Source organism: Erwinia sp. PsM31 (genome assembly GCF_030433775.1).
GTDB lineage: Bacteria > Pseudomonadota > Gammaproteobacteria > Enterobacterales > Enterobacteriaceae > Erwinia > Erwinia aeris.
This window is the reverse complement of the sequence record NZ_JARUWZ010000004.1, coordinates 101,528-125,755: the sequence shown is the minus strand read 5'-3', so window position 1 is coordinate 125,755 and position 24,228 is coordinate 101,528. Positions and strand designations below refer to the sequence as shown.

The 24,228-nt window shown below is 54.4% G+C and carries 19 protein-coding genes; 14 read left to right on the top strand and 5 right to left on the bottom strand.

All coding sequences use genetic code 11. The features are described from left to right. Positions 1-61 precede the first annotated feature (61 nt). Positions 62-1,354 carry a serine--tRNA ligase gene (serS, locus tag QCD69_RS04975; protein ID WP_125288732.1) on the top strand — a complete coding sequence of 431 codons (1,293 nt, stop codon included), beginning with the start codon at positions 62-64 and terminating at the stop codon, positions 1,352-1,354. Positions 1,355-1,671: 317 nt separating this feature from the next. Beyond that, entirely contained in the window at positions 1,672-2,823 is a 1,152-nt protein-coding gene (locus QCD69_RS04970) for an MFS transporter (RefSeq protein ID WP_253454718.1), read from the top strand. Between the two features lie 37 nt (positions 2,824-2,860). Here QCD69_RS04970 and pflA read toward each other — a convergent pair whose 3' ends face one another. The 4 genes from pflA to ycaO form a co-directional block, all read right to left on the bottom strand. Continuing rightward, positions 2,861-3,601, bottom strand: coding sequence for a pyruvate formate lyase 1-activating protein (gene pflA, locus QCD69_RS04965; protein ID WP_253454716.1), 741 nt, complete (start codon positions 3,599-3,601; stop codon positions 2,861-2,863). Positions 3,602-3,738: 137 nt separating this feature from the next. Continuing rightward, positions 3,739-6,021 carry a formate C-acetyltransferase gene (gene pflB, locus QCD69_RS04960; RefSeq protein ID WP_301251220.1) on the bottom strand — a complete coding sequence of 761 codons (2,283 nt, stop codon included), beginning with the start codon at positions 6,019-6,021 and terminating at the stop codon, positions 3,739-3,741. A gap of 71 nt (positions 6,022-6,092) precedes the next feature. Then, positions 6,093-6,950, bottom strand: a complete 858-nt coding sequence (gene focA, locus QCD69_RS04955; RefSeq protein WP_253454714.1) for a formate transporter FocA — start codon at positions 6,948-6,950, stop codon at positions 6,093-6,095. Positions 6,951-7,309: 359 nt separating this feature from the next. Further along, positions 7,310-9,067 carry a 30S ribosomal protein S12 methylthiotransferase accessory factor YcaO gene (ycaO, locus tag QCD69_RS04950; protein WP_301251219.1) on the bottom strand — a complete coding sequence of 586 codons (1,758 nt, stop codon included), beginning with the start codon at positions 9,065-9,067 and terminating at the stop codon, positions 7,310-7,312. Between the two features lie 307 nt (positions 9,068-9,374). Between ycaO and serC the strand changes: the two genes are divergently transcribed. The 12 genes from serC to QCD69_RS04890 all read left to right on the top strand — a co-directional run bounded on the left by serC (position 9,375) and on the right by QCD69_RS04890 (position 23,376). Continuing rightward, complete coding sequence (serC, locus tag QCD69_RS04945) at positions 9,375-10,460, top strand: 3-phosphoserine/phosphohydroxythreonine transaminase (RefSeq protein ID WP_125288726.1); 1,086 nt, start codon at positions 9,375-9,377, stop codon at positions 10,458-10,460. 78 nt (positions 10,461-10,538) lie between these two features. Further along, a complete protein-coding gene (gene aroA, locus QCD69_RS04940) occupies positions 10,539-11,825 on the top strand; it encodes a 3-phosphoshikimate 1-carboxyvinyltransferase (protein WP_253454711.1) in 1,287 nt (428 codons plus the stop codon). Positions 11,826-12,032: 207 nt separating this feature from the next. Continuing rightward, positions 12,033-12,719 carry a (d)CMP kinase gene (cmk, locus tag QCD69_RS04935; protein WP_125288724.1) on the top strand — a complete coding sequence of 229 codons (687 nt, stop codon included), beginning with the start codon at positions 12,033-12,035 and terminating at the stop codon, positions 12,717-12,719. A gap of 117 nt (positions 12,720-12,836) precedes the next feature. Beyond that, positions 12,837-14,510, top strand: coding sequence for a 30S ribosomal protein S1 (gene rpsA, locus QCD69_RS04930; RefSeq protein ID WP_125288723.1), 1,674 nt, complete (start codon positions 12,837-12,839; stop codon positions 14,508-14,510). An 86-nt stretch (positions 14,511-14,596) separates the two neighbouring features. After that, positions 14,597-14,881: an integration host factor subunit beta gene (ihfB, locus tag QCD69_RS04925; RefSeq protein ID WP_013201528.1), complete on the top strand. Its 285-nt coding sequence runs from the start codon at positions 14,597-14,599 to the stop codon at positions 14,879-14,881. A 230-nt stretch (positions 14,882-15,111) separates the two neighbouring features. Further along, positions 15,112-17,373 carry a ComEC family protein gene (locus QCD69_RS04920; protein ID WP_301251214.1) on the top strand — a complete coding sequence of 754 codons (2,262 nt, stop codon included), beginning with the start codon at positions 15,112-15,114 and terminating at the stop codon, positions 17,371-17,373. A gap of 36 nt (positions 17,374-17,409) precedes the next feature. Beyond that, positions 17,410-19,158 carry a lipid A ABC transporter ATP-binding protein/permease MsbA gene (msbA, locus tag QCD69_RS04915; RefSeq protein WP_253454708.1) on the top strand — a complete coding sequence of 583 codons (1,749 nt, stop codon included), beginning with the start codon at positions 17,410-17,412 and terminating at the stop codon, positions 19,156-19,158. Beyond that, positions 19,155-20,135 (top strand): tetraacyldisaccharide 4'-kinase, encoded by a 981-nt coding sequence (gene lpxK / locus QCD69_RS04910; protein WP_253454707.1) that lies wholly within the window; start codon positions 19,155-19,157, stop codon positions 20,133-20,135. Before msbA ends, lpxK begins: the two co-directional genes overlap by 4 nt. A 39-nt stretch (positions 20,136-20,174) precedes the next feature. Next, entirely contained in the window at positions 20,175-21,380 is a 1,206-nt protein-coding gene (locus QCD69_RS04905) for a winged helix-turn-helix domain-containing protein (protein ID WP_301251213.1), read from the top strand. Positions 21,381-21,460: 80 nt separating this feature from the next. Then, entirely contained in the window at positions 21,461-21,643 is a 183-nt protein-coding gene (locus QCD69_RS04900) for a Trm112 family protein (protein ID WP_125288718.1), read from the top strand. Further along, the gene (kdsB, locus tag QCD69_RS04895; RefSeq protein WP_253454703.1) at positions 21,640-22,386 is read left to right on the top strand and encodes a 3-deoxy-manno-octulosonate cytidylyltransferase; all 747 of its coding nucleotides are present in this window, start codon (positions 21,640-21,642) and stop codon (positions 22,384-22,386) included. The genes QCD69_RS04900 and kdsB overlap by 4 nt, the downstream gene beginning before the upstream one ends. 96 nt (positions 22,387-22,482) lie before the next feature. Then, positions 22,483-23,376, top strand: a complete 894-nt coding sequence (locus tag QCD69_RS04890) for a YcbJ family phosphotransferase (RefSeq protein WP_301251212.1) — start codon at positions 22,483-22,485, stop codon at positions 23,374-23,376. On the opposite strand, the gene elyC is transcribed toward QCD69_RS04890, so the two are convergent. Next, complete coding sequence (gene elyC / locus QCD69_RS04885; RefSeq protein ID WP_253454700.1) at positions 23,341-24,132, bottom strand: envelope biogenesis factor ElyC; 792 nt, start codon at positions 24,130-24,132, stop codon at positions 23,341-23,343. The genes QCD69_RS04890 and elyC overlap by 36 nt on opposite strands. Positions 24,133-24,228 lie beyond the last annotated feature (96 nt).

Sequence of the window (24,228 nt, the reverse complement as noted above, 5' to 3'; positions counted from 1 at the left end):
AGGAATTCAATGCATTCGCCTGGCGAATGCGCCCACTTTTTTTACTGATCACAGGACAAGCATGCTCGATCCCAATCTGCTGCGTAATGAGCCAGACGCAGTCGCTGAAAAACTGGCACGCCGGGGCTATAAGCTGGACGTTGAAACGCTGCGCTCGCAGGAAGAGCGCCGCAAAGTTCTGCAGGTCGAAACCGAAACGCTGCAGGCTGAACGTAACTCCCGATCCAAATCTATCGGGCAGGCCAAAGCGCGTGGGGAAGATATCGAGCCGTTACGTCAGGAAGTGAACGCGCTGGGCGAACGCCTGGATGCGGCCAAAGCGGAACTGGATGCGTTACAGAACGAAATTCGTGATGTCGCTTTAGCGATCCCCAATATTCCCGTTGACGAAGTGCCGCTGGGCAAAGACGACAGCGAGAATCAGGAAGTCAGCCGCTGGGGCGAGCCGCGCAAATATGATTTTGCCGTGCGTGACCACGTCGAGCTGGGCGAAATGGCCGCCGGTCTGGATTTTGCCGCCGCTGCCAAACTGACCGGTTCGCGCTTTGTGGTGATGAAAGGGCAAATTGCGCTGATGCATCGTGCGCTTAGCCAGTTCATGCTCGATCTGCATACCGAACAGCATGGCTATCTGGAAACTTACGTCCCTTATCTGGTTAACCACGCCACGCTTTACGGAACGGGCCAGCTGCCGAAGTTCGGCGAAGATCTTTTCCATACTCGTCCGCTGGATGAGGAAGCCTCGGCCAGCGATTATGCGCTGATCCCTACCGCAGAAGTGCCGCTGACCAACCTGGTTCGTGATGAAATTCTGGAAGAAGAGTCGCTGCCGTTGAAACTGACCGCGCATACGCCTTGCTTCCGCTCTGAAGCTGGCGCCTACGGTCGTGATACGCGAGGGCTGATCCGCATGCACCAGTTCGACAAGGTTGAAATGGTACAGATCACGCGGCCGGAAGACTCCATGCAGGCGCTTGAAGAGCTGGTAGGCCATGCGGAGAAGGTGCTGCAGCTGTTGGAGCTGCCTTACCGCAAGGTGCTGTTGTGCACCGGCGATATGGGCTTCGGTTCATGCAAAACTTACGATCTGGAGGTTTGGCTGCCCGCGCAGGATACCTACCGTGAAATCTCTTCCTGTTCCAATATGGGCGATTTCCAGGCTCGTCGTATGCAGGCGCGCTGTCGTAGCAAAACAGAGAAAAAACCGCGTCTGGTGCACACGCTCAATGGCTCTGGCCTGGCGGTAGGCCGCACCCTGGTTGCCGTTCTGGAAAACTATCAGCAGGCAGACGGCCGAATTCAGGTGCCGGAAGCGCTGCGTCCTTATATGAAAGGCCTTGAGTTTATCGGCTAATCTTCGGGACAGCTAAAAAACCTGTGGTTCATACCCACAGGTTTTTTTTTGCCTGCGGTTTTAGCAGCCCTTAACCATGCAGGCTATCAAGCAATAAATATCATCGATAAAGAAACCCGTTTTCGTTATTAGATATTCATTATCAAAGGGTTAAACAGGTATGGGTTGCCTTTTAATCAGTGCTTACAGAGCTGCGGATAAAAAAATTAAATCACCGCACGGCAAATTGTGCGGTGCCCCAAAACGCCCCGTTGACAATAATTCGGCCAGTGGCATTATGCGCGCAAAATCTTCCTTTATTTTGGTCATTTCTGACTATGTCTACCTGGTCCCGTCCCGTTATTGTGCTGCTTTGCGGCCTGCTGCTGCTGACTATCGCCATCGCCGTGCTCAACACGCTGGTGCCGCTCTGGCTTACTCATGAGGCTCTGCCTACCTGGCAGGTCGGCACGGTCAGCTCCGCTTATTTTACGGGAAACCTGATCGGCACCCTGATAGCTGGCTGGCTAATCAAGCGGCTGGGCTTTAATCGCGCTTACTACATTGCTACCGCGCTGTTTGCCCTGGCTACGGCCGCGCTGGGCTTCGAACACGGTTTCTGGGCATGGTCCGTCTGGCGTTTCGTCGCGGGTATCGGCTGCGCTCTGATATGGGTAGTGGTTGAAAGCGCCTTATTGTGCAGCGGCACCTTGCGTAATCGTGGTCAGCTGCTGGCGGCCTATATGATTGTTTATTATGTGGCGACGGTGATTGGTCAGCTGCTGGTCAGCAAGGTGTCAACGGAACTGCTGCATACTCTGCCCTGGGTAACCGGTTTTATCGTAGCGGCTATTCTGCCGCTGGTTTTTACCCGGATTACCGCCAGCGGCGAGGGAGAAGAAGCTCCTGCCGGGCGCATGTGGTCTATGCTGCGTCGACGCAGCGCACGGCTGGGCATCAACGGCTGCATTATTTCCGGGATCCTGCTGGGATCGCTGTACGGCCTGATGCCGCTGTATCTTTCCCATCAGGGAATGAACGACTCCGCCGTCGGCTACTGGATGGCGCTGTTGGTCAGCGCCGGCATTATCGGACAGTGGCCGGTAGGGCGCCTGGCCGATCGCTATGGGCGGCTGCTGGTGCTGCGCGTGCTGGTGTTTGGCGTCATCCTGGGCGCGGTAGCGATGCTCAGCAATGCGGCTATGGCACCCGCGCTCTTTGTGCTGGGTTGTTCAGGCTTTACGCTTTACCCTGTCGCGATGTCCTGGGCCTGCGAAAAAGTGGCGCATCATGAGCTGGTGGCGATGAATCAGGCGCTGCTGCTGAGCTATACCACCGGTAGCCTTGCAGGACCGGCGCTGACCTCAATGTTGATGCAGAGCTATTCTGACCGTGTACTGTTTGTGATGATTGCGGGCGTGGCGTTGGTTTATCTGATGATGCTGCTGCGCAAGGCCGATCGTCATGCCACGCCGATCGCACATGCCTGATGGCTGAAAAGTAAAATAACGAGCGGGTCACCGCTCGTTAATACATCACTTTATGCCCGTATCCTTCGAGGATATGTTTGACCCGCTCCATCGTCTCTTTTTTGGGAGGATGGACGCCGTCCAGCTTATACTCCTCACCCATTGCCAGCCACTTGTGTTTACCCAGCTCGTGATAGGGTAACAGCTCTATTTTCTCGACGTTGCCCATGTCGCGGGTAAATTCGCCCAGCCTGTGTGCGGAGTCATCATCATCGGAATAACCGGGGACAACCACATAGCGTATCCAGGTACGAATATTCTTTTTGGCCAGATATCGGGCAAAATCCAGCGTGCGATGGTTAGAGACGCCGACGAGGATTTGGTGAACATCATCATTGATTTGCTTGAGATCCAGCATCACCAGATCGGTTACTTCCAGCAGTTCATCAATAACCGGATCGTAGCGGCGAACAAAGCCGTTGGTATCCAGACAGGTATGAATGCCTTCTGCATGACAGGCGCGAAACCAGTCGCGGACAAACTCAGCCTGCAGGATAGCTTCACCGCCCGAAGCGGTAACGCCGCCGCCTGATGCGTTCATAAAATGACGATAGGTGACAACTTCTTTCATCAGCTCTTCCACCGTAACCTCTTTACCGCCGTGCGTATCCCAGGTATCCCGGTTATGGCAGTAGAGGCAGCGCATCAGGCAGCCCTGAAAAAAGGTGATAAAGCGGATGCCGGGGCCATCAACGGTCCCGCAGGATTCGAACGAGTGGATACGACCTTTAACTGACATTGCGGTGAATTCTCCATAGTCATGCCGCTTGTAGCGGCTGCGCAGTCTGAAGCTGCGTTAAGTCTGTTTTGCCAGCCGCCTGCGAAGAAGAGGGCTGGCAAAGCAGGCTGGGCTCCGGCGAACCGGAGCCCTGAGGCTTACATCGTTTGCGTAAAGGTACGGGTAATCACATCCTGCTGCTGCTCTTTGGTCAGCGAGTTAAAACGCACCGCATAACCCGAAACGCGAATGGTCAGCTGAGGATATTTCTCAGGATTATCCATCGCTTCCAACAGCATTTCGCGATTCATCACGTTAACGTTCAGGTGCTGACCGCCCTCAATGCTGGATTCATGATGGAAATAGCCATCCATCAGACCGGCAAGGTTGGCTTTACGTACGTCGTCATCTTTACCTAACGCGTTTGGCACAATAGAGAAAGTGTAGGAGATGCCGTCTTTAGCGTAGGCAAATGGCAGCTTCGCAACGGAGGTAAGCGAAGCCACAGCGCCTTTCTGATCGCGGCCGTGCATTGGGTTAGCGCCTGGGCCAAAAGGTGCACCGGCACGGCGACCGTCTGGCGTGTTGCCGGTTTTCTTACCGTATACCACGTTAGAGGTGATAGTCAGCACCGACTGAGTCGGGACAGCATCACGATAAGTTTGCAGCTGCTGAATTTTCTTCATAAAGCGTTCAACAAGGTCACAGGCAATATCATCTACGCGTGAGTCATTGTTGCCGAACTGCGGATATTCACCTTCAATTTTGAAATCAACGGCCAGTCCATCTTCGTCGCGAATAGGGGAAACTTTGGCATATTTGATCGCGGAAAGTGAATCGGCAGCGACGGACAGACCGGCAATACCGCAGGCCATGGTGCGATAGACATCGCGATCGTGCAGCGCCATCAAAGAAGCTTCGTAGCTATATTTGTCATGCATATAGTGAATGATGTTCAGCGCGGTAACGTACTGTTTCGCCAGCCAGTCCATAAAGTGATCCATGCGATCCAGCACTTTTTCATATTCCAGCACGTCGTCCATCATCGGCGGATCTTTTGGGCCTACCTGCATTTTAAGTTTTTCATCCACGCCGCCGTTGATAGCGTAAAGCATGGTTTTAGCGAGGTTGGCGCGGGCACCGAAGAACTGCATCTGCTTGCCGACGATCATCGGGCTGACGCAACAGGCGATAGCATAATCGTCGTTGTTGAAGTCAGGACGCATCAGATCGTCGTTTTCGTACTGAACGGATGAAGTATCGATTGAAACCTTGGCCGCAAATTTCTTGAAGTTCAGCGGCAGTTTTTCAGACCACAGGATGGTCATGTTTGGCTCTGGCGAAGGACCCATAGTGTACAGGGTATTCAGGAAGCGGAAGCTGTTTTTGGTTACCAGCGTACGGCCGTCAACGCCCATACCGGCCAGCGATTCCGTTGCCCAGATTGGGTCGCCGGAGAACAGCTCATCGTATTCAGGCGTACGCAGGAAGCGCACCATACGCAGCTTCATCACCAGGTGGTCAATCAGTTCCTGTGCATCCTGCTCGGTGATTTTGCCCGCCTGCAGATCGCGTTCAATGTAGATATCCAGGAAGGTGGATACGCGACCAAAAGACATTGCCGCGCCATTTTGCGATTTAACGGCGGCCAGGTAGCCAAAGTAGGTCCACTGCACGGCTTCCTGCGCCGTTGTGGCCGGGCCGGAAATATCACAGCCGTATTTGGCAGCCATTTCTTTAATCTGCTGCAGCGCGCGATGCTGGTCGGCGATCTCTTCACGCAGACGGATTGTCGCTTCAAGATTGACGCCATTTTCAAGATCGCTTTGCAGCGAGGCAAACTGGGCGAATTTATCTTTCATCAGCGCATCAATGCCGTAAAGCGCAACGCGACGGTAGTCGCCAATGATGCGGCCGCGGCCGTAGGCATCTGGCAAACCGGTAAGCACGCCGGACTTACGGCAGCGCAGAATATCCGGCGTATAAACATCGAATACGCCCTGGTTATGCGTTTTGCGGTACTCGGTAAAGACTTTTTTCAGGCCGGCGTCCAGCTCGCGTCCGTAAACTTTACAGGAGCCTTCCACCATCTTAATGCCGCCAAAAGGGATCAGCGCGCGTTTCAGCGGCGCTTCAGTCTGTAAGCCGACAATGGTTTCCAGTTTGCGGTCAATATAGCCAGCGTCATGGGAGGTAATAGTAGAGGCTAAATCGGTATCGAAATCGACCGGCGCGTGGGTGCGGTTTTCGAGCTTGATGCCCTCCATTACCTTATCCCACAGCTTAGTGGTCGCTTCAGTTGCGCCGCTCAGGAAGGATTCATCACCTTCATAAGGCGTATAGTTTTTCTGAATGAAGTCACGGACGTTGATGCTGTTCTGCCATTCGCCCTCTGCAAAGCCTGCCCAGGCAGCAGCCTGGTTTACATTTTGCTCGCTCATGTGATCACCTTTTCAATGAAGTTCTTTCGTTCCTGCTGCAGCACAGCAGGGCTTAATCCTGTTGTCGGCAATCAGTGATGATCGCCGTCCCGCAAATAGATAACCCAGTAGGTCAGGCCGACCAGCAATCCACCGCCAATAATGTTGCCAAGCGTCACGGGGATAAGATTGTCAACAATGAAGTTGCCTACTGTCAGACTGGAAAAGTGTGCTGCCGTGGTTCCCGTGGCCTGCCAGAACTCCGGTGCGGCGAAATCTTTAATAACGATCGCCATGGGGATAAGGAACATGTTGGCGATACTGTGCTCAAAACCACTGGCGACAAACATCGCTACGGGCAGCACCATCGACAGCATTTTGTCCGTCAGGCTGCGGCCGGAATAGCTCATCCAGACCGCCATGCAAACCATCAGGTTAGCGAGGGTGCCGAGGCAGACAGCTTCAATAAAAGTATGGTGCATCTTATGGTCAGCCGTTTGCAGAACATTTAACCCCCATGCACCATTTGCCACCATATACTGGCCGGCAAACCAGATCAGCCCGACAAAAAACATTGCGCCGAAGAAATTCCCTATATAGACATTGAGCCAGTTGCGCGCCAGCTGACCCCAGGTAATCCGTCCGCTGGCTTTAGCCACCATGGTTAACACGGTCGAGGTGAAAAGGTCGGCACCGCAGACCACGACCAGCATCAGCCCCAGCGAAAAGCAGATGCCGCCAATAAGCTTCGCTACGCCATAAGGGATAGTTTCAGTCCCTGTTGTGGCCGTGATATAAAAAACAAACGCTATGGAAATAAAAACGCCTGCGGTAATCGCCAAAAAAAACGTGGTGAAGGGGTGCTTTTGAGCTTTATAGACACCGGCTTCCTCAGCGACTTTAGCCATTTCAGACGGTAAAAGTAAATCGAACGGATTGCCAGCTTTCACACTAACGTCTCCTGAAGTTTATCAACAACGAAATACTAACAAAGCAGTATAGGTGAGAAATTGATGTGGATCATATTGACGCCGGACATTGTCGGAACGAGTTAAAAAAAAGGCGTGTAAGGTGGGTTAATTTATTGATTTTATTAGTTAAAATTTATTTTAATTTATCTATTATTTTTTAAATAGCATCTGCTTTTCTGGTTAACAACTGCAATAAAATAGATCCCGAATAAATAAATTTTTTAATACCTGGAAATAAATAAACTACTTTTTATTAACCTTAAGAAAAATTAATGGATTAATTAGCGTTAAAACTGGCCCTGATAAAAGGCCCGCTTTTGTCGAGCGGGCCAAAAATATTATTTCCAGTAACGGCGTTTCGCCTGCTGCAGCTTTTCATAGGCAGCCAGCAGCGACTGATGAGCCGGGAAGGCCAGCAGCTCTTCATCCACGCTCTGCAACCCGTAGAAAGGCGCTTCACCGCTAATGGCGGCAGATGCCGCGTCTACGGCTTCCTGTCCATACATACGTACGAAAGCAGTATGATATTGCACAGGATCGCGTTCATCCTCAAGGCTCAACAGCAGCAGCGTTTGCAGACAGCGATAGTAGTTGGCGCGGGCGGGTGAAAACAGGGAGGCATTAAACTCCATAGTCCATTCCGTCCAGATCAGCGCCTGATCGATATCGCCGCCTGCCAGGGCCAGCATCGCTTTCAGCTCGCCGATACGCAGCGTGTACCAGCCGTTGTCTTTGCCTGTTGCCAGGCCCAGCAGCTCGCGTACGCGGGTAAAGTCGTCATGGCCGTCTTCGTCCAGGCGTTCAATCAGCGCCAGGTAATCCTCTTTTTCCCATTGGCTGTCGGGCAGTGATAACAGCGTATCGCGCAGGTAAGCGCCCATGCTGTTATTAGCCAGCAGCAAATCTTCCGCAGGATAGATATCTGACATGCCTGGCACAATGATACGGCAGGCATACACGTCCAGATGCTGATAGTCAGCAATATAGACTTCTTTATCTTCCGCTTTAAAGATGGCCATCAGCGTGGCGAATTCTTCCTGCGTGGTGCCTGCGAAGCTCCAGTCGACAAAAGGATAATCCGCCTCGTCCTTGAACATATCCCAGGAGATCAGACCGCTGGAATCGATAAAGTGCGTTTCCAGATTAGCGTGCTCGGCGACTTCTTCATCATCAAAGGTTGGCGGCGTAAAGACATCCAAATCTTTCAGCCCGCGTCCCTGCAGCAGTTCTGTCACGGTACGCTCCAGCGCCACGCCAAAATCAGGATGCGCGCCGAATGAAGCAAAACAGGTACCGTTTTGCGGGTTGAAGAGCACCACGCAAATAACCGGATAGTTGCCGCCCAGTGAAGCGTCGTAAGCGAAGATTGGGAAGCCTTCGGCTTCCAGTTTAGCAATGGACTCCACTACGCCCGGATAGCGGTTAAGCACCTCCTGCGGGATGGACGGCAGACTGATAGATTCGGCGATAATGCGGTTTTTGATATAGCGCTCGAAGACTTCAGAAAGGCCCTGAACGCGCGCTTCGTTGGCCGTGTTGCCTGCCGACATGCCGTTAGAGACGTAGAGGTTACCGATGATATTCATCGGAATATAAACCGTTTGCCCATCGGACTGACGCGTAAACGGCAGGCCGCAGATGCCGCGTGCGGCATTGCCGGACTGCAGATCGATCAAATCGCTGGCGCTAAGCGCCTGCTCAGGATCGTAAAACGCCTTCAGTCGCGCATCGAGAATGCCTTCCGGCAGGCTGTCGTCATCCGGCAGCGGAAACCATTTTTCGTCAGGATAATGCACGAAATCGCCGTTGGCGATCGCGTTACCTAACCAAAAATCAGCAAAGAAATAGTTGGTCGACAGACGCTCAAAATATTCACCCAGTGCCGAAGCCAGCGCCGCTTTTTTGCTGGCGCCTTTTCCGTTGGTGAAGCAGAGCGGGCAGTCGCGGTCGCGAATATGGACCGACCAGACATGAGGAACCGGATTCAGCCAGGAGGCCTCTTCAATATGGAAGCCAAGATCCTGTAATTTTTGCTGAAAGCGTGCGATGGAATCTTCCAGTGCGGCGTCTTTGCCTGGAATATAAGTTTGCGTCATAGTGCCCACTCGTTTTTGGGTTGTGCTGAAAACGCGCCATGATACGGGGTTTCCCGGCCATTCGCTATCCGACGAACTGTTTTACCCGGCTATTGTGGCATTTTTGCCTGCGCAGATCGGCCATAAAAAAAGCTAACCGGAAGACGCCTCACAAAATATCGTGGTCACTATATTTCACGCTACAAGCTGTTGCGGCGCAGGCCGCATAACTGGTCGGCTGACCCGATTAAACATTGCAGCGCCAGGGTGGCAATGATAAAACCGGTAGCAGACTCGAAATCGATTGATCTGAAAGTGGTGAGGGGAAATGAGCCAGGTTTTCAATTTTAGCTCCGGTCCAGCAATGCTGCCGGTAGAAGTGCTACGTCGTGCCGAACAGGAACTCTGCAACTGGCAGGGTTCAGGAACTTCCGTGATGGAGATCAGCCACCGCAGCAAGGAGTTTACGCAGGTGGCCGTGGAAGCGGAAAAAGATTTTCGCGATCTGCTGAAAATCCCCTCAAATTACAAAGTATTATTCTGCCACGGCGGCGCGCGCGCGCAGTTTGCTGCCGTTCCGATGAACCTGTTGGGCAGCCAGAGTACGGCAGACTATGCCGACGGCGGCTACTGGGCGCACAGCGCGATTAAAGAGGCGGAAAAATACTGTACGCCTAACGTCATTGACGTGAAAACAACCGTTGACGGGCTGCGCGCTATTACGCCTATGAGCCAGTGGGCGCTTTCAGATAAAGCAGCCTATGTTCACTATTGTCCAAACGAAACCATTGACGGTGTTGCTATTAATGAAGAGCCGGACTTCGGCGATAAGATTGCCGTAGCCGATCTCTCTTCCACTATTCTTTCCCGTCCGTTGGATATCAACCGCTATGGCGTCCTTTATGCCGGTGCGCAGAAGAACATTGGGCCAGCTGGCCTGACGCTGGTGGTCGTACGTGAAGATCTGCTGGGCAAAGCCCAGAAAGCGCTGCCGTCAATCCTGGATTACACGGTATTAAACGAAAACGACTCCATGTTTAACACGCCGCCGACTTTTGCATGGTATCTTTCCGGCCTGGTCTTTAAATGGCTGAAAGAACAGGGCGGCGTAGCGGAAATGGACAAGCGGAATCAGGCTAAAGCCGATCTGCTTTACGGTATCATTGATAACAGTGATTTTTACCGTAACGATGTGGCTCACGCTAACCGCTCGCGCATGAATGTGCCTTTCCAGCTGGCTGATGCAGCGTTGGATAAGGTTTTCCTCGAAGAATCATTCGCGGCTGGCCTGCATGCGTTAAAAGGTCATCGTGCCGTAGGCGGAATGCGCGCTTCAATTTACAATGCTATGCCGCTGGCAGGCGTTAAAGCGCTAACCGAATTTATGACTGATTTTGAACGTCGTCACGGTTAATTAGCCGGTACGGTTTTGATAGTAAAACCTCGCCCGGTGCGGGGTTTTGTTGCATTTTATCTGGAGAAGAAGTCTCACATGCAGGAATCCCTGACTTTACAACCCGTCGCGCGAGTAGAAGGTACCGTTAACCTACCTGGTTCCAAAAGCGTCTCAAATCGCGCTTTGCTGCTCGCTGCGCTGGCAAAAGGCACTACTCGTCTGACCAACCTTCTGGACAGTGATGACGTGCGTCATATGCTGAACGCGCTAAAAGCGCTGGGCGTAAGCTTTACGCTTTCTGAAGACCGCACAGAGTGTGAAGTGACTGGTCAGGGCGGCCCTCTGCAGTCGACGCAGCCGCTGGAGCTTTTTTTAGGCAATGCCGGGACGGCGATGCGCCCGCTGGCCGCCGCGCTTTGCCTGGGTTCTAACGATATTGTGCTGACCGGAGAGCCGCGGATGAAAGAACGTCCGATTGGTCATCTGGTCGATGCGTTGCGCCAGGGCGGCGCGCAGATCGACTATCTTGAACAGACGGATTATCCGCCGCTGCATATCAAAGGCGGCTTCAGCGGGGGCGAAGTGGCCGTCGACGGTAGCGTCTCCAGCCAGTTCCTGACCGCGCTGCTGATGACCGCGCCGCTGGCTCCACAAAACACGACCATTGCCATTAAGGGCGAGCTGGTTTCAAAACCTTATATCGATATTACCCTGAACCTGATGCAGACCTTTGGCGTCACGGTAGAAAACGATAATTACGCTGTATTTCGTATCAGGGGCAATCAGAACTATACCTCGCCAGGCGATTATCTGGTGGAAGGCGATGCCTCTTCCGCCTCCTATTTCCTCGCAGCGGCCGCAGTCAAAGGCGGTACGGTTAAAGTCACCGGTATCGGTCGAAAAAGTATGCAGGGCGACATTCATTTTGCCGACGTGCTGGAAAAAATGGGCGCGGTTATTGAATGGGGCGACGACTATATCGCCTGCACGCGCGGCGAACTGAACGCTATCGATCTGGATATGAACCATATTCCGGACGCGGCGATGACTATCGCCACGGCGGCACTGTTTGCCAAAGGCACTACGGTAATGCGTAATATCTACAACTGGCGCGTGAAAGAAACCGATCGTCTTGCGGCAATGGCGACCGAGCTGCGTAAAGTTGGTGCTGAAGTCGAAGAAGGGCATGACTATATTCGCATCACGCCGCCTGAAACTATTCAGTATGCTGAAATCGGCACTTACAACGATCACCGTATGGCGATGTGCTTCTCGCTGGTGGCCTTGTCTGCTACGCCAGTGACCATTCTCGATCCGAAATGCACGGCCAAGACCTTCCCGGATTATTTCGAGCAGTTTGCACGTCTCAGCCAGCCGGCATAACGAACGCCCCCGCTGCATACCTGTGCAGCGGGTTGCGATCTGCTTCACGCTCCTGGCATTGGTTGCCTGGGAAATCCTTTTGCGGTTCTCGATTAATTTCAGCCCGTCTACGCTTAAGGGGTAACGATCGTCAGTAGAGCAGCGTATAATATGCGGCGTTATTTGCCTGAGCAGGTTAAGCAGGCATTCCACCAACAGGAGAACGACATGACGCCTATAGCCCAGGTGATCACCATTGATGGTCCAGGCGGAGCCGGTAAAGGGACCTTGTGCAAGGCAATGGCTGAGGCATTAAACTGGCATCTGTTGGATTCAGGCGCTATTTATCGCGTGCTGGCGCTGGCCGCGTTACACCATCAGGTAGACATGACTTCTGAAGAGGCGCTGGTCCCTATCGCGGCGCATCTGGATGTTCGCTTTGTGCCCAGCGATGGCGAGATGGAAGTCATCCTTGAGGGCGAAAACGTCTCAAGCGAAATTCGCACTCAGGATGTCAGCAATACGGCCTCGAAAGTCGCCGCTTTCCCGCGCGTACGTGAAGCGCTGCTGCGCCGTCAGCGGGGATTCCGGGAAGCGCCAGGCCTTATTGCGGACGGAAGAGATATGGGTACGGTGGTTTTTCCGGACGCCCAGGTAAAGATTTTTCTGGATGCCAGCCCTGAAGAGCGTGCGCATCGCCGTATGCTACAGTTGCAGGAGAAGGGCTTTAGTGTTAACTTTGAACGCCTTTTATCTGAGATAAAAGAGCGTGACGATCGCGATCGCAACCGTGCTATCGCACCGTTAAGACCGGCAGAAGACGCGTTAGTGCTGGATTCAACCAGCATGTCAATCGAGCAGGTGATTGAAACTGCTCTGAATTATGCGCGCGAAAAACTTTCTCTGCCGCAGTAGCATCGCAGAACCGATTTTTTTAACCCTTTGATATGGATATCACAGGGCATGTGAAACAACCCCACCCGGCAGGATGTCAGGTGGACGTTAAATTGAAGAATCCTGAAGATTATCAATATGACTGAATCTTTTGCTCAACTATTTGAAGAATCCTTAAAAACAATCGAAACCCGCCCGGGTTCCATCGTTCGTGGCGTTGTTGTCTCTATCGACAAAGACGTAGTTCTGGTTGATGCGGGTCTGAAATCTGAATCTGCAATTCCTGCAGAGCAGTTCAAGAACGCAGCCGGCGAACTGGAAATCCAGGTAGGCGACGAAGTTGACGTTGCTCTGGACGCAGTGGAAGACGGCTTCGGTGAAACCCTGCTGTCCCGTGAGAAAGCTAAGCGTCATGAAGCCTGGATCACGCTGGAAAAAGCTTACGAAGATGCTGAAACTGTTACCGGTGTTATCAACGGCAAAGTGAAAGGTGGCTTCACAGTTGAGCTGAACGGTATTCGTGCGTTCCTGCCAGGTTCCCTGGTTGATGTTCGTCCAGTACGCGACACGCTGCACCTGGAAGGCAAAGAGCTTGAATTCAAAGTAATCAAGCTGGATCAGAAACGTAACAACGTGGTGGTTTCACGTCGTGCGGTTATCGAATCCGAAAACAGCGCAGAGCGCGATCAGCTGCTGGAAAACCTGCAGGAAGGCATGGAAGTTAAAGGTATCGTTAAGAACCTCACTGACTACGGTGCATTCGTTGATCTGGGCGGCGTTGACGGCCTGCTGCACATCACTGACATGGCCTGGAAACGCGTTAAGCACCCAAGCGAAATTGTCAACGTTGGCGACGAAATCACTGTTAAAGTGCTGAAGTTCGACCGCGAACGTACCCGTGTTTCTCTGGGTCTGAAACAGCTGGGCGAAGATCCATGGGTCGCAATCGCTAAGCGTTACCCGGAAGGCACCCGCCTGACTGGTCGTGTAACCAACCTGACCGACTACGGCTGCTTCGTTGAAATCGAAGAAGGCGTTGAAGGCCTGGTGCACGTTTCAGAAATGGACTGGACCAACAAAAACATTCATCCGTCTAAAGTTGTTAACGTGGGCGATGTTGTTGAAGTTATGGTTCTGGACATCGACGAAGAACGTCGTCGTATCTCCCTGGGTCTGAAGCAGTGCAAATCTAACCCATGGCAGCAGTTCGCAGAAACCCACAACAAGGGCGACCGCGTTGAAGGTAAAATCAAGTCAATCACTGACTTCGGTATCTTCATCGGCCTGGACGGCGGCATCGACGGCCTGGTTCACCTGTCTGACATCTCCTGGAACGCTACCGGAGAAGAAGCAGTTCGTGAATACAAGAAAGGCGACGAAATCGCTGCTGTGGTTCTGCAGGTTGACGCAGAGCGCGAGCGTATCTCCCTGGGCGTTAAGCAGCTGGCAGAAGATCCGTTCAACAACTACATCTCTCTGAACAAGAAAGGTGCCATTGTTAACGGTAAAGTCACTGCAGTTGACGCTAAAGGTGCTACAGTTGAACTGGCAGACGGCGTTGAGGGTTACCTGCGCGCTTCTGAAGCTTCAATCGACCGTGTAGAAGATGCTACGCTGGTTCTGAACGTTGGCGACGACGTTGAAGCTAAGTTCACTGGCGTGGATCGCAAAAACCGCGTAGTGAGCCTGTCTGTTCGTGCTAAAGACCAGGCTGACGAGAAAGAAGCTATCAATACTGTTAACACCAAACAGGAAGAAGGCAACTTCTCTAACGCTATGGCTGAAGCATTTAAAGCAGCTAAAGGCGAGTAATTGCGCTTGCATCAGGGCGGCTTAAGCTGCCCTGAACCAGCCGTGATTGCCAAAGCCTTTTCCAACAGGGATTAACCGGAGGATTTATGACCAAGTCAGAACTGATTGAAAGACTTGCTGGCCAGCACTCTCATATTCCGGCGAAAGTCGTTGAGGATGCGGTAAAAGAGATGCTTGAGCACATGGCCACTACGCTGGCCCAGGGCGAACGCATCGAAATCCGGGGCTTCGGCAGTTTTTCTTTGCACTATCGTGCTCCCCGTACCGGTCGTAACCCTAAAACGGGTGACAAGGTTGAGCTGGAAGGTAAATACGTTCCGCACTTCAAACCGGGCAAGGAATTACGCGATCGCGCGAATATCTACGGCTAAGGTTTCGCATTACCACGCAATAAAACGACACTTCGGTGTCGTTTTTTTTTGCCTGCAGCATAGCTGGATCCAGTCCGATAGTGGATTAACCAGAGCCTCCTCGCAAACCCTGTATTGCTTTCTGCAACCTGATAAAAATGTTGCGCTACGTTTCTGAAGACTGAGAAATGCTGGCTGCGCCCGTAATGAAACCCCGTCAGACTTCCGTCATGCGTAACGGAGGTAGCATTATGTCCTATAGCCTTAGCCGACTCTCGCTGTGGATGATTATCGCAGCGCTGCCGCTTTGTTGGTTGCGGGCGCTGCCTGATACAGCCGCCATCCAGCTTTTGCTGGGGCTGATTGCGCTCCTGTTGATAACCCGACAGCGCTGGTTAAGAGAAAGTGCCCTGGTTCTGCTGCTTTTTATCTGGGCCGTTATCCCGGCAAAAACGCTTCTACAACAAACCGCCTTTCTCTCAGCGGCTCCTGTTGAAGCCGTAGTGGGCATTGAACAGCTACAGCCGCAGTCGCAACGCGTCAAAATACGCATTGAAAGCGTGGCGGAGAAACGTCTTTTTCCACCTGTTTACGCCCTGATCGCTATACCGGGTACCCAAACGTTTTGTCCGGGCCAGCATTGGCGTATGAAGCTCAGGCTGCGGCCCGTGCATGCGCGCCTTAACGAGGGCGGCTTCGATGCGCAACGTTTCGCGCTGGCTGTCAGCACGTCGCTGACGGGCAGGGCGCTGACATGGCAGATTGTCGACAGCCGCTGTGGCTGGCGTGAAAAAGTCATGCAGAAAAGTCGTGACTATTTCGCCGCCTTGCCCTGGCATAGCGTTATCCTGGCGTTGACGTTTGGTGAACGTAGCGAACTAAGCAGCGAGACAAAAGCGTTGCTGAGGGAGACCGGGACGGCGCATTTGATGGCGATTTCAGGCATGCATATAGGCCTGGCTGCGAGCGTAGGCTGGCTGATAGCGCGAATTTTCCAGCCTTGCTTCCGCGCCAGCTGGATAGAGTATCGTTTTCCCCTGTTTAGCGGCATCGCGCTGGCGCTGATCTACTGCTGGCTTTCCGGCGGAAGCCCTCCGGCGCTGCGGGCGATAGTGGCGCTGCTTAGCTGGAGCCTGCTGCGCCTGAAGGGGCGTAACTGTAGCGGCTGGCAGGTTTGGCGGCTGTGTATCGGTGCTATTTTGTTTTTCGATCCCTTAAGCATTTTGTCGGACAGCTTATGGTTGTCAGCTGTTGCCGTCGCCGGGTTACTTCTCTGGTATCAATGGTTTCCGCTTTCCGGACGCTTTATCGGGAAAAAACGCTGGCTGCCGTTACAGCTGCTGCACTTACAGACCGGGCTGTTTTTATTATTGATGCCGCTACAGATCTTTATTTTTCACGGCGTGAGCGTCAGCGCGCTGCTGGCTAACCTGTGGGCAGTGCCGCTGGTCACGTTGCTTACGGTACCGCTGATCCTTGGCGCCGTTTTATCGCTGCCTGTCGCATCGCTAAGCCAGCTGCTCTGGTGGGCGGCGGATCGCTCATTGGCGCTGGTTTTTTATCCCTTACGGCAGCTGCCCGACGGCTGGCTTACCGTCAGCCAGCAGGCATTATGGCTCAGTCCCGTGTGCCTGCTGCTGCTCTTTGCCTGGCGCTTTCACTGGTGGCGAAGTTCCCCTTTTACGCTGGCCAGCTTATGTCTGGCGCTGCTGTGCTGGCGGCTGCACGTCAGGCAGCCAGAGTGGCGTATGGATATGCTGGATATCGGTCATGGACTGGCCGTAGTAATTTCGCAGCGGGGAAATGCGGTTGTGTATGATACCGGCAACAGATGGGCAGGGGGCGACGCGGCCTCAAGCCAGATTATTCCCTGGCTTCGCTGGCAGGGCATAAGCCTACAACACATTATCTTAAGCCACGGCCATCTCGACCATATCGGCGGCCTGGAAAGCCTGCACAAGGCGTTTCCCGCAGCGAAAATCCACAGCGATTTGGGCGTATCGGGACATTTACCCTGCTATCAGGGCCAAAACTGGCGCTGGCAGACGTTAAATTTTCAGGTTCTCTGGCCGGAGCGACCGCAGAAAGAGCACGGTAATAATCAGTCCTGCGTCGTAATGGTGACGGATGGTAAATGGCGGGTTTTGCTGACCGGGGATATTGAGACGCCCGCAGAGCTACAGCTTGTCAGGCGCTATGGCGAAGCGTTACGGGCGGATCTATTACAGGTGCCGCATCACGGTAGTGGAACGTCGTCTTCGCCGCCCCTGCTGCGAAGGGTGGCTGGCCAGGCCGCGCTGGCTTCCGCTGCCCGCTATAGCGTCTGGAAGCTACCGGCGGAAAGGGTAATTACCCGCTATCTGAAGAACAATTACAGCTGGTACGACACGGCTGTGGCAGGGCAAATCAGCGTAGAATTTTCTAAGGATAACTGGCGTGTTTTAAGCTTAAGAGCGCAAATAATGCCCCGTTGGTACCATCAGTGGTTTGGCGTAACACGTTATTCCAGTTAGAATGAGCGGCTATTTCAATTGGAAGCTGGTTAACACATGCATCAGGACAAAGATCTCTCCACCTGGCAGACCTTTCGACGCCTCTGGCCGATGATCAAACCCTTTAAACCGGGGCTGGCCGTCTCCTCCGTTGCTCTTATTATTAACGCAGCGGGCGACGTGCTGATGATGTCCTTACTTAAGCCGCTGCTGGACGATGGTTTTGGTAAAGCGGACTCCTCCGTACTGGTCTGGATGCCCCTCGCCGTTATCGGCCTGATGCTGGTACGCGGCATATCAAGCTATATCTCAAGCTACTGCATCTCCTGGGTATCGGGGAATGTGGTGATGTCGATGCGTCGGCGTCTTTTCAGCCATATGATGGGGATGCCGGTCGCTTTCTTCGATCAGCAATCTACCGGCACGTTGCTGTCGCGCATTACTTATGATTCCGAACAGGTCGCCTCATCGTCTTCCAGCGCGCTGGTAACGGTAGTGCGCGAAGGCGCATCCATTATCGGCCTGTTTATTATGATGTTTTACTACAGCTGGCAGCTGTCGCTAATCCTGATCCTGCTGGCGCCGGTCGTCTCCTTTGCAATCCGTATGGTGTCAAAACGCTTTCGTAATATCAGCAAAAGCATGCAAAACACCATGGGCCAGGTGACCACCAGCGCAGAACAGATGCTGAAAGGGCATAAAGAAGTGCTGATCTTTGGCGGACAGCAAATCGAAACCCAGCGTTTTGACCGCGTCAGCAATCGGATGCGTCAGCAGGGGATGAAACTGGTTTCCGCTTCTTCCGTGTCCGATCCTATTATTCAGCTTATCGCTTCGCTGGCGCTGGCTTTTGTTCTGTATGCTGCCAGCTTCCCAAGCGTAATGGCAACGCTGACACCGGGCACGATTACCGTCGTCTTTACCTCTATGTTTGGTTTGATGCGCCCGCTAAAATCGCTGACGAACGTTAACGCCCAGTTCCAGCGCGGCATGGCCGCCTGCCAGACGCTTTTCTCCATTCTCGACAGCGAGCAGGAAGTTGATACGGGCACGCGCGTGATTGAGCGCGCTCGCGGCGATGTGGAGTTCCGCAATGTGACCTTTACCTATCCGGGACGCGAAACGCCTGCGCTGCATAATATCAACCTGGCGATCCCGGAGGGCAAAACCGTTGCGCTGGTGGGACGGTCTGGATCGGGTAAATCCACGATTGCCAGCCTGATGACGCGTTTTTACGATATCCAGCAGGGCGAAATTCTGATGGATGGTCACGATCTGCGTGAATATACGCTCAGCTCGCTGCGAAATCAGGTCGCTTTAGTCTCGCAAAACGTGCATCTGTTTAACGACACGGTAGCCAATAATATCGCCTACGCCCGCAACGAGCAGTACAGCCGGGAAGATATCGAAAAAGCGGCAACGATGGCGCACGCTATGGACTTTATCAGTAAAATGGATAACGGCCTGGATACGGTCATCGGTGAAAATGGCGTGCTGCTTTCCGGCGGCCAGCGCCAGCGTATTGCCATTGCCCGCGCGCTGCTGCGTGACTGTCCGATCCTGATCCTGGATGAGGCTACTTCCGCGCTGGATACCGAGTCGGAGCGCGCTATTCAGTCAGCGCTGGATGAGCTGCAAAAAAACCGTACCTCGCTGGTTATTGCGCATCGCCTCTCCACTATTGAAAAGGCAGATGAAATCGTTGTGGTTGAGGATGGCCATATCGTGGAGCGCGGCAGCCATACCGAGCTGTTAGCGCGCCAGGGTGCCTATGCTCAGCTTCATAAAATGCAGTTTGGTCAATGATTGAGCGCCTCTGGAGCGGTCGGTCCGGCCTCTGGCGGCTGCTGCTGCCATTCAGCTGGCTGTACGGGCTGATCACCAGCCTGATCCGCTTTAGCTATCGTCAGGGCTGGCGAAAGGCCTGGCGCGCGCCGGTGCCCGTGGTCGTGGTCGGGAATCTGACGGCTGGCGGCAACGGCAAAACGCCGGTGGTGATTTGGCTGGTGCAGGCACTGCAGCAGCGTGGTCTGCGCCCCGGCGTGGTATCCAGAGGCTACGGCGGTAAAGCGGAAGCTTATCCGCTGGTGCTTGATGGCAATACGACCACTAGCGAGGCGGGTGATGAACCGATACTGATCTATCGCCGCACCGGCGCGGCGGTGGCCGTTTCACCCCGCCGTAAAGACGCCGTGCAGGCGCTGCTGGCGCAGGGCGAGGTGGATATTATTATCACCGACGACGGCCTGCAGCATTACGCGCTGGCCAGAGATTTTGAAATAGTCGTTATTGATGGTCAGCGTCGATTTGGCAACGGCTGGTGGCTGCCGGCCGGTCCAATGCGCGAGCGGGCATCACGCCTGCAAACGGTGGACGCGGTCATTACTAACGGCGGCGCGGCGCTGGCTGATGAAACAGCGATGCGCCTGACGCCCGGCCTTGCTGTCAATCTGCAAACCGGCGAAACCCGCCCTGCGGCATCGCTTGGCGACGTGGTCGCTATGGCAGGTATCGGTCATCCGCCGCGTTTTTTTGCCACGCTGCGTCAGCTGGGCGTTATCCCGATTAAGGAAGTCTCTTTCGCCGATCACCAGGCCTACAGCGAGGCGCAGCTGGCCCCGCTGGCGACTGCACACCAGGCGCTGCTGATGACGGAGAAGGATGCGGTTAAAGCCAGCCGCTTTGCCGCGGCTAACTGGTGGTATCTGCCGGTGGACGCGGCGCTGCCGACGGATCGGGCTGACGCGCTGCTGAACCGCATTATTGCCCTTACGCAAAAATAACTCGCTAAACTGAATGCACTATGTGAATACAGGTGCATTATGTCGATTTCTCTCTCACTAATTCAGGCCCGCCATATTCATCTTGCCGCTCAGGGGCTGCTTCGTCCGCCGCAGCGCAAAGCGCGATTTACCGATCTGCTTAATTGCGTGCGGCAAATGTCTCTGCTGCAAATCGACACTATCCATGTAGTCGCCCGCAGCCCTTATCTGGTGCTGTTCAGCCGACTTGGCGACTATCCGTCCGCGTGGCTGGAAGAGGCGTTGGCCAGCGGCAGACTGTTTGAATACTGGGCGCATGAGGCCTGTTTTATTCCTGCTGAGGATTATCCGCTGCTGCGCCACCGTATGCTTTCGCCGCAGGCTATGGGCTGGAAATATAACGGCGCATGGGCAGAGACGCGGCAGCAGGAGGTCGCGCAGCTGCTGGCGCATATCAAAGATCACGGGCCGGTAAGATCGGCCGACTTCGCCGCGCCGCCGGGCCAGCAGTCCGGCTGGTGGGCGTGGAAACCGCACAAGCGCCATCTGGAAAACTTATTTACCGCCGGGGAATTGATGGTGGTCGAACGGCGTAATTTCCAGCGGGTTTATGACCTTCGTCAGCGGGTGCTGCCGAAATGGGATGATGCGCTGCACGCGCTGGAAGAGAAAGAGGCGGTCAGGCAAATGTTGTACAACAGCGCGCAAAGTCTGGGGCTTTTCCGGGCCGAGTGGCTGGCAGATTACTATCGGCTGAAGCGTGCGCCGGTAAAAGAGCAGCTGGCAATGTGGATTGAGACGGGCACGGTAGTGCCGGTGGAGGTCGAAACGTTAGGGCAGTGCTATCTCCATCACTCACAGCTGCCGATGCTGGAGCAAAAAAGCCAGGCCACGCATACTGCGCTGCTGTCGCCTTTCGATCCGGTGGTGTGGGATCGCAAGCGGGCGCTGGAACTGTTTAACTTCTCCTATCGTCTGGAGTGCTATACGCCGGAAGCGAAGCGGCAGTATGGCTACTTTGTTTTGCCGATACTGCATCGCGGCGCGCTAAAAGGGCGGCTGGATGCCAAAATGCAGCGCAAAGAAAAAGTTTTGCTGATCAAGCAACTGTGGCTGGAGCCGGGCGTGAGGATCACCGCCGGGCTGCTGACCGATCTTCAGCAGGCCATCAGCCGTTTTGCCCGCTGGCAGGGCGCGCAAAAAGTACATCTGCTAAACCTGCCTGCGGAACTGGCCGCGATCTGGCCAAAAGAATGGGCGCTTTAAGCCGACGGGGAGGTTAACCGCTCAACCGCGAGCTATGATATTCTAATGTTCTGTCTGATCGGATCCACCAGGGAGACACCATGGATCATCGTTTGCTTGAAATCGTTGCTTGCCCGGTTTGTCACGGTAAGCTGTATTACAATAAAGATCGTCAGGAACTTATCTGCAAGCCTGACGGGCTGGCTTATCCGGTGCGTGACGGCATCCCCGTTCTGCTTGAAACGGAAGCGCGCTCGCTGACGCTGGAAGAGACGCATCCATGAGTTTCGTCGCAATTATTCCGGCGCGCTACGCTTCCACCAGGCTGCCCGGAAAACCGCTGGTCGATATCCACGGCAAGCCGATGATCGTGCATGTTATGGAACGCGCGCGTGAATCAGGAGCCGAGCGCGTGATTGTCGCTACGGATAATAATGACGTCGCGCGTGCTGTAGAAGCAGCGGGCGGCGAAGTTTGCATGACGCGAGCCGATCATCAGTCCGGCACGGAAAGGCTGGCCGAGGTGATTGAGAAATACCGTTTCCCTGACGAGACGGTGATCGTCAACGTGCAGGGCGATGAGCCGATGATCCCGCCGGTCATCATCCGGCAGGTAGCGGATAATCTGGCGAAAAGCAGCGTAGGTATGGCGACGCTGGCGGTACCAATCGAGTCAGCGGAAGAAGCGTTTAACCCTAACGCCGTGAAGGTGGTCAGGGATGCGCAGGGCAACGCGCTCTATTTTTCGCGCGCGACCATCCCGTGGGACCGCGAGCGGTTTGCCGTTTCGCAGCAGGCGATTGGCGATCATTTTCTGCGCCATATCGGCATTTACGGCTATCGTGCCGGCTTTATCCGCCGCTATGTCAGCTGGCAGACCAGCCCGCTGGAGCAGATTGAGCTGCTCGAACAGCTGCGGGTACTGTGGTACGGCGAAAAAATCCATGTTGACGTGGCGCAGGCCGTTCCGGGCGCGGGTGTTGATACACCGGAAGATCTGGAACGCGTGCGGGCAGCCATGCAGTAACTATTTTCAGGGCCGGCAGCGGCCCTGGTTCTCTGCTTCTTGCTATTACCAGGAAAAAAACGGCAATCCGACTTCGCTTGCGATCAGGAGCAGCAGATGGAACATCTTCGTTCAGAACTTTCGATAGTGCTGGGTGAGACGCTAAGCCGTCTCGAATGCATCAGCGAACAGCCTTATGCCAGCCTCTACTCGCTTTACGATGGGAAAGGCCATTCTCTGCCGCTGATGGCAAAATACTTCAATACCAAAGGAATCGCCTCGCAGGAAGCCTATAAGCTGTCGATGCTGGCGCGCGAAAGCACCGTGCGTATGCCGACGGTATACGGGCTGATCGTCAGCCAGCTGCCGCCGCAGCATGAGATCCTGCTGATTGAGCGCATGGGCGGCGTTTCGGTCGAAGCGCCCACCCGCACGCCGGCTCGCTGGCAGCAGCTGCAGGATCAGATCGTCGCCGCGCTGCTGGCCTGGCATCGCATCGACAGCCACGGTCTGGTCGGTACGGTAGACAGCACGCAGGAGAATAACTGGCCCGCCTGGTATAAACAGCGGGTTGAGGTGTGGTGGTCAACGCTGAGCTATATGCGCCCGGAGCGGCTGACGATGGAAGATCACCGTTTTCTCTTTCGCTGTCGCCAGAACCTCTGCGCGCTTTTTGACGACTTCGACGATCCCTGCGTGCTGGTGCACGGCAACCTGTCGCTCAGCAATATGCTGAAGGAGGCCTGGAGCGACCAGCTGCTGTCAATGATCAATCCCGGCAGAACGCTCTGGGCGCCGCGTGAATACGAGCTGTTTCGCCTGAGTGAGGAAGGCCCGGCGGAAGCGCTGCTGTTCCGCTATCTGCAACAGGCGCCCGTCGCGGAAGGATTTATCGCCAGACGCTGGCTCTATATGCTGTGGGAAGAAGCGGATCGGCTGATCCATACCGGCCGTTTCAACCGCGCCCGCTTCGATTTAGCCGCTCGCTCCCTGCTGCCCTGGCTTGAGTGAAGGCGACGTTATCTTTTGCCAGAGTCGTCCCAGCGTCTCATAGATGGCGCGCTCGCTGTGACCAAGCCACAGCGAGGAGGGAATGGCTTTCTCCCACGCGTTCAGCGGCGAAGCGATAGCCAGCTGATTAGCCGGCGCGGGCAGCGGATCCAGCCCCTGCTGCTGAAAAAACAGCATGGCGCGCGGCAGATGCGAGGCGGAGGTCACCAGCAGGAAAGGGCGGCGGCCAACCACTTTAGCCACCTCCCGCGCTTCCTGGCTCGTATCGCGCGGCTTATCCAGCGTAATAATGGCGCTGCGCGGTACGCCCAATGACTGCGCCACTCTGGCCGTGACTTCCGCCGAGCTGACGGGATTGTTCTGCGCGGCCGCGCCGGTAAAGATCAGCGTCGATCCTGGATTTTCACGCCACAAACGGATCCCTTCCACCAGCCTTGGCAAACTGTTGCCGATCATATTCGATCCCGGCGCCCACTGCGGATTCCACGTATAGCCGCCGCCCAGCACCACAACGTAGTCCACCTTCCGGCTCTCCTGCCACGTAGCGAAACGGTTCTCAACAGGGGACAGCAGGCTATCAGCAACAGGCTGAAGGCTGATCAATAACAAGATTAGCCAGGCAGAAGAGAGTATAATTTTCCCGGTTTTTTGCCAGCGGCTGCGCCAGAGCAGAAAAAGTCCGACCGCCATCACTAACAGCAGCAGCGGCAAGGGCATCAGCAGGCCGCCAATCGCTTTTTTAAGCGTAAAAAGCATAAAAACAGCTTCCTTTTGTCCGAAAAAACGCCACCCGAAAGCGAAGCAGTGACGGAAAGGTTCATTCTCCCTCAGTGTATGCCAAAATAGCCGCCG